This is a genomic window from Ferrovibrio terrae, from assembly GCF_943371255.1.
Lineage (GTDB): Bacteria > Pseudomonadota > Alphaproteobacteria > Ferrovibrionales > Ferrovibrionaceae > Ferrovibrio > Ferrovibrio terrae_B.
The window spans coordinates 1-8517 of record NZ_CALRUC010000151.1 but is presented as its reverse complement, the minus strand read 5'-3'; the positions used below and the strand labels follow the sequence as shown (position 1 = coordinate 8517).

Annotated in this window: 10 protein-coding genes; 3 read left to right on the top strand and 7 right to left on the bottom strand. The window is 63.9% G+C overall.

The window, feature by feature from the left end:
• Window positions 1-261, top strand: a 261-nt coding sequence (locus AAG799_RS21100; protein WP_341898950.1) for a methylated-DNA--[protein]-cysteine S-methyltransferase, incomplete at its 5' end; no start/stop codon positions are given.
• Here the strand turns inward: AAG799_RS21100 and AAG799_RS21095 are convergent.
• From AAG799_RS21095 to miaA, 5 genes are all read right to left on the bottom strand, one after another.
• Complete coding sequence (locus AAG799_RS21095; protein ID WP_341898948.1) at window positions 258-740, bottom strand: GNAT family protein; 483 nt, start codon at window positions 738-740, stop codon at window positions 258-260. The genes AAG799_RS21100 and AAG799_RS21095 overlap by 4 nt on opposite strands.
• 63 nt (window positions 741-803) lie before the next feature.
• Complete coding sequence (gene ilvC / locus AAG799_RS21090; RefSeq protein ID WP_341898946.1) at window positions 804-1826, bottom strand: ketol-acid reductoisomerase; 1023 nt, start codon at window positions 1824-1826, stop codon at window positions 804-806.
• Window positions 1827-1876: 50 nt separating this feature from the next.
• Window positions 1877-2392 (bottom strand): acetolactate synthase small subunit, encoded by a 516-nt coding sequence (gene ilvN, locus AAG799_RS21085; protein WP_341898945.1) that lies wholly within the window; start codon window positions 2390-2392, stop codon window positions 1877-1879.
• Between the two features lie 29 nt (window positions 2393-2421).
• Complete coding sequence (locus AAG799_RS21080) at window positions 2422-4191, bottom strand: acetolactate synthase 3 large subunit (protein WP_341898952.1); 1770 nt, start codon at window positions 4189-4191, stop codon at window positions 2422-2424.
• Window positions 4192-4335: 144 nt separating this feature from the next.
• Entirely contained in the window at window positions 4336-5313 is a 978-nt protein-coding gene (gene miaA / locus AAG799_RS21075; RefSeq protein WP_341898943.1) for a tRNA (adenosine(37)-N6)-dimethylallyltransferase MiaA, read from the bottom strand.
• 51 nt (window positions 5314-5364) lie between these two features.
• Between miaA and serB the strand changes: the two genes are divergently transcribed.
• Window positions 5365-6267 carry a phosphoserine phosphatase SerB gene (gene serB / locus AAG799_RS21070; protein ID WP_341898942.1) on the top strand — a complete coding sequence of 301 codons (903 nt, stop codon included), beginning with the start codon at window positions 5365-5367 and terminating at the stop codon, window positions 6265-6267.
• A gap of 73 nt (window positions 6268-6340) precedes the next feature.
• Here the strand turns inward: serB and AAG799_RS21065 are convergent, their stop codons facing one another.
• Window positions 6341-7123 carry a 3-hydroxybutyrate dehydrogenase gene (locus AAG799_RS21065; protein ID WP_341898941.1) on the bottom strand — a complete coding sequence of 261 codons (783 nt, stop codon included), beginning with the start codon at window positions 7121-7123 and terminating at the stop codon, window positions 6341-6343.
• A gap of 181 nt (window positions 7124-7304) precedes the next feature.
• On the opposite strand from AAG799_RS21065, the gene AAG799_RS21060 reads away from it, so the two are divergent.
• Complete coding sequence (locus AAG799_RS21060) at window positions 7305-7946, top strand: ATP-dependent Clp protease proteolytic subunit (RefSeq protein WP_341898940.1); 642 nt, start codon at window positions 7305-7307, stop codon at window positions 7944-7946.
• A gap of 49 nt (window positions 7947-7995) precedes the next feature.
• Here the strand turns inward: AAG799_RS21060 and AAG799_RS21055 are convergent.
• The coding region (locus AAG799_RS21055; protein WP_341898938.1) for a class II glutamine amidotransferase at window positions 7996-8517 on the bottom strand (522 nt) is incomplete at its 5' end.

Here is an 8517-nt window from a genome sequence, read left to right as displayed (position 1 = left end):
ACATCCTTCCAACGCAAAGTCTGGGCCGCTTTGCGCAAGATACCGGCCGGCAAGACGATGACCTATGGTGCGCTGGCGGCGCAGCTGGGCTCGCCTGCGGCGATGCGTGCGGTGGGTGCCGCCAACGGCGCCAATCCCATCAGCGTCGTCGTGCCCTGCCATCGTCTGGTCGGGGCCAATGGCACGCTGATCAAGTATGGCGGCGGCCTGGAGCGCAAGCGCTGGCTGCTGGCGCATGAAGGCGCGGCGGTCGCGGCCTAGTCCTGCCGGGCCGCGTATTCGCGATCCAGGATCGACATCAGATACTGACTGCGCCAGGCATCATCCATGAACAGTGTTTCACGATGCAGGCCATCCTCGCTGAAACCAAGCGAGCGATAGACATGGCGGGCGCGATCATTGTCGACGAAAACATGCAGATAAAGACGATGCGCACCCCAGTCGCGGAAACACCAGCGCATCACGGCCTGCAGCGCCTGCCGACCGAGGCCTGAACCCGGCGGAGCGATGATGATGCGCTGGAGCAGCACGTTGCGATGGGGCTCGGAAAGATCGCGCAGGATGCAGAAGCCGACAGGCCTGCCCTCCACCCGGAACAGCCAGTAGCGCGTGGCCGGATCGGCCATGGCTTCGGCATGCTCGACCTCGCTCCAGCCCCCGACCTTGCCGCGATTGTCGGGGTTGGCCTCAAACTGCCGGATCAGCGGAATATCGGCCGGCGTCGCTGCGATCAGTTCCATGCCTCCTCCATGCAAAAAGGGGCCGTGTTACCGGCCCCTTTCGCAAACCGCCTGACGGCAAGCTTAGTTCGAGCGGGCCTTGTCGACCAGCTTGTTCTTCGAGATCCAGGGCATCATGGCGCGCAGCTTGGCGCCGACTTCCTCGATCGGATGCTGGGCCAGCTTGGCGCGGGTCGCCTTGAACGAGGTCTGGTTGACCTTGTTTTCCAGCATCCAGTTGCGGGTGAAACGGCCGGACTGGATATCGTCCAGCACGCGTTTCATCTCGGCCTTGGTCTCCGAGGTGATGATGCGCGGGCCGGTGACGTATTCGCCATATTCGGCCGTGTTCGAGATCGAGTAGTTCATGTTGGCGATGCCGCCTTCGTAGATCAGGTCCACGATCAGCTTCACTTCATGCAGGCACTCGAAATAGGCCATTTCCGGAGCGTAGCCGGCTTCCACCAGCGTCTCGTAGCCGGCCTTGATCAGCTCGACCAGGCCGCCGCAGAGCACGACCTGCTCGCCGAACAGATCGGTTTCGCATTCTTCCTGGAAGGTGGTCTCGATGATGCCGGCCTTGCCGCCGCCATTGGCCGAGGCATAGCTCAGTGCGATCTCAAGCGCGTTGCCCGAGGCGTTCTGGTGCACGGCGACCAGCGACGGCACGCCGCCGCCCTTGAGGTATTCCGAGCGCACGGTGTGGCCCGGGCCCTTCGGTGCGATCATGAAGACGTCGAGATCCTTGCGCGGCTCGATCAGGTTGAAGTGGATGTTGAGACCATGCGCGAAGGCAAGGGCTGCGCCTTCCTTCATGTTGTCGCGCAGGTCGTTGGTCCACAGGTCGGACTGGCCCTCATCGGGGGTCAGCACCATGACCACATCGGCCCATTTGGCGGCCTCGGTCGGCGTCATCACCTTGAAGCCGGCCTCTTCGGCCTTCTTGGTGCCGGCCGAACCCTTGCGCAGCGCAACGGCGATATTCTTCACGCCGCTGTCCTTCAGGTTCATCGCATGGGCATGGCCCTGGCTGCCATAGCCAACGATGACAACCTTCTTGCCCTTGATCAGGTTCAGGTCCGCATCGCGGTCGTAGTAAACGCGCATCTCAGTCTCTCCTCGAAAAAGCGTCGTTGTTTCGTATCGGGTTGGAATTCTTACAGCGGCTTGGGGCCGCGGCTGATCGCCACCACGCCGGTGCGCGACACATCGACCAGGCCGAGCGGCTTCATCAGCTCGACAAAGGCGGTGATCTTCTCCGGTGCGCCGGTCAGCTCGAAGACAAAGGATTCGATCGTGCTGTCGACCGCGCGGGCGCGGAAGATATCGGCGATGCGCAAGGATTCGACGCGCTTCTCGCCGGTGCCGGCCACCTTGATCAGCGCCAGTTCGCGCGCGATATGCGGGCCCTCGACGGTGAGGTCATGCACGTTGTGCACCGGCACCAGCCGGCCCAGCTGCGCCTTGATCTGCTCAATCACGCTGGCCGGACCGGAGGTGACCACGGTGATGCGTGACAGATGGGCTGCATCGGAAACCTCGGCTACCGTCAGGCTTTCGATATTGTAGCCGCGGCCGGAAAACAGCCCGACCACGCGGGCAAGGATGCCGGGCTCGTTATCGACGAGCACGGACAGGATATGGGACTGGATCGGCTGCTGCGGCGCGGACATGGGACGTGTTCTTCTTTTTGCTGCTGGCCTCAGACGAGGGCCATGCCTTCTTCACTGACGGAGGCGTTGTTCGCATCCTTGGGCTTGTCGTCGGCGAGGATCATCTCGTTATGCGCCGCACCCGAGGGCACCATCGGGAAGCAGTTCTCCGCCTTGTCGACGGCGACATCCACCACCACCGGGCCATCGATGGCGATCATCTCCTTGATGACGCCGTCGAGATCGGCCGGATCGGTGACGCGCAGGCCGCGGCAATGGAAGGCCTCGGCCAGCTTGACGAAATCGGGCAGCGATTCCGAATAGCTCTGGGAATAGCGGCCGCCATGCAACAGCTGCTGCCACTGGCGCACCATGCCCATATATTCGTTGTTGAGGATGAACACCTTCACCGGCAGGCGGAACTGCGCCGCGGTGCCCAGCTCCTGGATGTTCATCAGGATCGAGGCCTCGCCGGCGATATCCACCACCAGCTTGCCCGGATGGCCGAGCTGCACGCCGATGGCGGCCGGCAGGCCGTAGCCCATGGTGCCCAGCCCGCCCGAGGTCATCCAGCGGTTCGGCTTGTTGAACTTGTAATGCTGGGCCGCCCACATCTGGTGCTGGCCCACTTCGGTGGTGATGAAGGTGTCCTGGTTCTTGGTCAGCTCATACAGCCGCTCGATGGCGAGCTGCGGCTTGATGATCTTGGCGTCTTTTTTGTACGATAGGCTGTCGCGGGCGCGCCACTGGTCGATCTGCTGCCACCAGGTGTCGAGCGCCTTCTGGTTCGGCTTGTAGCCACCCTGCTTCCAGGCCGCGATCATCTGCTCCAGCACCCGGCAGGCATCGCCGACGATGTTGAGGTCGCAGCGCACCGTCTTGTTGTGCGAGGACGGATCGATATCGACATGGATCTTCTTCGAACCCGGCGAGAAGGCATTCAGCCGCCCGGTGATGCGATCGTCAAACCGCGCACCGATATTGATCATCACGTCGCAATCATGCATCGCATGATTGGCTTCCCAGGTGCCGTGCATGCCCAGCATGCCGAGGAACTGCCGGTCGGTGGCCGGGTAGCCGCCCAGGCCCATCAGCGTGTTGGTGATCGGGAAGCCGGTCAGTTGCACGAATTCGCGCAGCAGCTCGGACGCACGCGGTCCGGCATTGATGATGCCGCCGCCGGTGTAGAAGACCGGACGCTCGGCAGCCGCCATCAGCGCGACGGCTTCCTTGATCTTGGCATCCTCGCCATCGACGCGCGGGCGATAGGTCTTGTGGCGGATATTGTCCTTGGCCGTATAGGTGCCCTGGGCGACCTGGATATCCTTCGGCAGGTCGATCACCACCGGGCCGGGGCGGCCGTTGGTGGCGACATAGAAACCCTCATGCACGATGCGCGACAGGTCGTCGACATTCTTCACAAGATAGTTGTGCTTGGTGCAGGGCCGGGTGATGCCGGTGGTGTCGCATTCCTGGAAGGCGTCGTTGCCGATCAGATGGGTGGCGACCTGTCCGGTCAGGCAGACGATCGGGATCGAATCGAGCAGCGCGTCGGTCAGGCCGGTGACCGCATTGGTGGCGCCGGGGCCTGAGGTGACCAGCACCACGCCGGGCTTGCCGGTCGAGCGGGCATAGCCTTCGGCGGCATGCACCGCACCCTGCTCATGGCGCACCAGGATGTGGCGGATCGCATTCTGCTTGAACAGCGCGTCATAGATCGGCAGCACCGCGCCGCCCGGATAGCCGAAGACCACCTCAACGCCCTGATCAATCAGGGCCTTGATCAGCATTTCGGCACCAGACATCTGCTGACCCGGCATCTGGGCAGCCTGCGCAGCGGTAGACATGACAACCAATCCTTTTGGCAATCCGCCAAAACATTCGACAATCCGTTGGGCGGACTGCCCTTTTAGACGAAAATCGGCCGGAACACGCCGTTCCGGCCGTTGAAAATCGGCGCCAACCTAAACGGCCACTCCGCGCACGGTCAATAGGTATCTCACAATGAATGGAAAGATTTCTGCCTCCAGGTTGAAATTTTCTTGCTGACTTAAGTCTTTTTCCACAACCAGGTCGGCGGCGAACTGGTGCCGGAACCAGGTGGTCTGCCGTTTGGCATAATGGCGGGTGTTGAGCTGGCCGATACGGATCGCCTCATCCAGCCCGATCTCGCCCTTAAGATATTGGATCAGCTCGGGAAGTCCATGGGCCTTGCGCATCGGCGCATCGGCCGGGATGTCATTGCGGGCCAGCACCGCGCGGGCTTCCTCAAGGGCGCCGTTTTCCAGCATGCCGGTGAAACGCCGGTCAATCCGGGCATACAGACTGTCGCGCGGCGGCTGCAGCAGCAGGCGGAACACCGGATTGGCCAGCGGCGGTTCGCTCGGCGTCTCGGCCTGCCAGGCGGCCAGGCCGCGGCCGGTGGCCTGCAGCACCTCCCAGGCCCGCACCAGCCGCTGGCTGTCGCCGGCTTTCAGCTGGGCGGCGGTGGCCGGGTCGCCGGCGGCAAGCGCGGCATGCAGGGCGGCCGGGCCTTCTGCATCCAGCCGGGCCCGGGCGGCGGCACGGATATCGTCCGGGATCACCGGAATCTCGGCCAGCCCCTCGAACAGGCTGCGCAGATACATGCCGGTGCCGCCCAGCAGGATCGGCACCCGGCCCTCTGCAATCGTCTCGGCAATCGCCTGCCGCGCCAGCCCGACCCAGACGGCCGCCGTGCCATGGGCGGCGCCGTCCAGCACGCCATAGAGGCGGTGCGGCACCTGGGCCATTTCAGCATCGGTTGGCCGCGCCGTCAGCACCCGCAGATCGCGATACACCTGCATGCTGTCGGCATTGATGATGGTGCCGCCGACCCGCTCGGCCACGGCGATGCCGAGCGCCGACTTGCCACTGGCGGTGGGGCCGGCGAGCACGATCAGCGGGGCTTTGGCGGGGTCCATATGGAAGGCCTATCGGTTGCGCCGCCCCTTTTACAGGCCTAGAAGTGGCGCATGCAAAACATTCTCAGCCTGATCACCGCGCCCCATAACGCCGTGCTGACGCCTAGGCTGGCCAGTGCCGTGCGCGATGCGCTGGCGCTCGCCCGCGGCCGGGTCGGCCCGGCCGACTGGCTCGATGCCGGCATCGCCTGCGACATCCCCTTCGACGGCGTCGACCTGAAAGAGGCTGAAAAGGTGGCGCGAACCGCGCTGCGCAACGCACCGGTCGATGTGGTGGCCCAGGCCAATATGCCCAACCGCCGCAAGAAGGCGCTGGTGGCCGACATGGAATCGACCATCATCCGCAACGAGATGCTGGATGAATTGGCCTACCTGGCCGAGATCGGAGAGCAGGTCGCCGAGATCACGCGCAAGGCGATGAATGGCGAACTCGATTTCTATGCCGCGATCCGCGAGCGCGTTGCCCTGCTGAAGGGCCAGCCGGCCAGCCTGCTGGACGATGCCGCCAAGCGCATCAAGCTGATGCCGGGCGCCAATGTGCTGATCACGACGCTGAAAAGCCACGGCGTGCATACGGCGCTGGTTTCGGGCGGCTTCGATTACTATACAGGGCCGATTGCCGAGCAGCTTGGCTTCGACGAGCAGCAGGCCAATCGCATGATTCTGGAAAACGATGTGATTGCCGGCATCGCCGAGCCGATCCTGGGCAAGGAAGCCAAGCTGGAAGCGCTGCAGCGCGTGGCCAGGGCCAAGGGCATCGAAGTCAGCGACTGCATCGCGGTGGGCGACGGCGCCAACGACCTCGCCATGCTGGGTGCCGCCGGTTTCGGCGTCGCCTATCACGCCAAGCCGGTGGTGCAGCAGCAGGCGAAGATCAACATCCGCCATGGCGACCTCAGCGCCCTGCTGTATCTGCAGGGCTATCGCGCCGACGAGATTTTCGGCCGCGGCTGAAGGCCCTCACCCCAACCCTCTCCCGCAAGCGGGAGAGGGAGGGACCCGGCGCGAAGCGACGGGAGGGTGAGGGTTAGCGCGCGGTCCAGCCGCCATCAATGGCAATCGACGTGCCGGTGATCGACTTGGCCGCGTCGCTGCACAGATAGACGGCGAGCGCCGCCACTTCGTCCACCTCGACGAATTTCTTGGTCGGCTGGGCGGCGAGGATCACCTCGCGGATCACCTGCTCATGCGACATCTTGTGCACCTTGGCCTGGTCGGCGATCTGGTTTTCCACCAGCGGCGTGCGCACATAGCCCGGGCAGATCGCGTTCACCGTGATGCCGGCCTCGGCCACTTCCAGCGCCACGCTTTTGGTCAGGCCGACCTGGCCATGCTTGGCCGCCACATAGGCCGACTTGAACGGCGAGGCGACCAGGCCATGCGCCGAGGCGATATTGACAATGCGGCCCCAGCCCTTCTGCTTCATGCCCGGCAGCGCCGCCTTGATAGTGTGGAAGCTGGAGCTGAGATTGATGTTCTGGATCGCCTCCCACTTTGCCTCGGGGAATTCATCCACCGGGGAGACGAACTGGATGCCGGCATTGTTGACCAGGATATCGACACCGCCGAGGCCATCGGCGGCCTTCTTGATGAAGGCGGCAATCGCCTCGCCCTTGCTCATGTCGGCGCCATCATAGAGCACCTTGACGCCGAACTCGGCGGCGATCCCGGCGCGCAGCTTTTCGATCTCGGCGGCATCGCCGAACCCGTTCAGCATCAGGTTGACGCCTTCCTTGGCCAGCGCCCGGGCGATCCCCAGCCCGATACCGCTGGTGGAACCGGTGACGACGGCGGACTTGCCTTTCAGCATGGGGCGACCTTTCTTATCCGGCTGGAGAGTGTGGTCGGAGCCTAGCGGAAAAGCCGGGCTTTTGCCTAGCCGCGGCCCCTCTCCGGGTGGTGCCCCGGGGGCCTGAGCCTTGCAGCCCCGGCGCCCCCATGGGATACCAGACGAGAGCATTTCAGGCGCGTTTTTCAGGAGCTTTTACCGCATGCTGAACCGCATTACCCAGCCCGCCGACAGCCGGCTCGATGACGAAGACGACGACAAGCCGGAGAAGAACGGCGAGGCCGAAAAGGCCAAGAAGGAAAATCCCGGCATCGAGGAGCGCCTGTTCAAGGCGCGCACCATCCTGATCTATGGCGGTATCGACCAGAAGATCGCCAAGGAAGTCTCGGCCCGCCTGCTCGCCCTGCAGTCGGCCGGCGACGACCCGATTACCATTTTCATCAACAGCCAGGGCGGCCATGTCGAATCGGGCGACACGATCTACGACATGATCAAGTTCGTGAAGCCCGATGTGCGCGTGGTCGGCACCGGCTGGGTCGCTTCGGCCGGGGCGCTGATCTATGCCGCGGCGAAGAAGGAAAACCGCTTCGCCCTGCCCAACACCCGCTTCCTGCTGCACCAGCCGTCCGGCGGCGCCGGCGGTACGGCTTCGGATGTCGCCATCCAGGCCAAGGAAATCATCCGCATGCGCAAGCGGCTGAACGAGATCTTCGCCCGCGAGACCGGCCAGACCCTGGAACGCGTGGAGAAGGACACCGACCGCGATTACTGGATGAGTGCGGAGCAGGCCGTGGAATATGGCCTAGTCGGCAAGATCGTGCAGAACGCTCGCGAGATCGACTGACCCTATCTGTCAGCTGATGCGAAAAGGCCGGCTCCCAAGCCGGCCTTTTTCAGTTCAGGGCCAGGGCGGTCAACGCCACCTCACTGGCATCACCCGCCACCAGCACATGGCCGGGCGGCACCGGCAGCCATTTCTGCGGATGTTCGTCCAGCGGTTCAGACACGATGGTGAGGCGCCCCTCGTCCATATGCCAGTACAGGCTGGGCGGTTCGGCATCGCTGGAATAGCGGATGGCATAGACGGCGCGGCCATCGGTGAGCGACGCCGTCATCCGAAAAGCTTCGGTGATGCCATCGTCCTGCATCAGCCGTCGCACATCGGCAATCGCCGCTGCAATCGCCGCCAGCGGATCGCGGTCCAGCCCGTGCTTCAGCATCAGATAGAAGATCGCTTCCGAATCCGTGGTGCCGAGCCGCTGCTCATACAGCGCGTCGGGGATCAGCGCCTCAAGCCGGCGCCGCAGTTTCGCATAGCCGCCGATCTGGCCGTTATGCATGAACAGCCAGCGGCCATTGGCGAAGGGATGGCAGTTGGCACGCGAGGTGGCAGTGCCGGTGGAGGCGCGCACATG

Bases quoted from the DNA above. Each gene is read 5' to 3' on its own strand.
- AAG799_RS21080 (WP_341898952.1), bottom strand. From the start codon at position 4,191: ATGCCGGGTCAGCAGATGTCTGGTGCCGAAATGCTGATCAAGGCCCTG.
- ilvN (WP_341898945.1), bottom strand. From the start codon at position 2,392: ATGTCCGCGCCGCAGCAGCCGATCCAGTCCCATATCCTGTCCGTGCTC.
- AAG799_RS21095 (WP_341898948.1), bottom strand. From the start codon at position 740: ATGGAACTGATCGCAGCGACGCCGGCCGATATTCCGCTGATCCGGCAG.
- serB (WP_341898942.1), top strand. From the start codon at position 5,365: ATGCAAAACATTCTCAGCCTGATCACCGCGCCCCATAACGCCGTGCTG.
- ilvC (WP_341898946.1), bottom strand. From the start codon at position 1,826: ATGCGCGTTTACTACGACCGCGATGCGGACCTGAACCTGATCAAGGGC.
- miaA (WP_341898943.1), bottom strand. From the start codon at position 5,313: ATGGACCCCGCCAAAGCCCCGCTGATCGTGCTCGCCGGCCCCACCGCC.
- AAG799_RS21060 (WP_341898940.1), top strand. From the start codon at position 7,305: ATGCTGAACCGCATTACCCAGCCCGCCGACAGCCGGCTCGATGACGAA.
- AAG799_RS21065 (WP_341898941.1), bottom strand. From the start codon at position 7,123: ATGCTGAAAGGCAAGTCCGCCGTCGTCACCGGTTCCACCAGCGGTATC.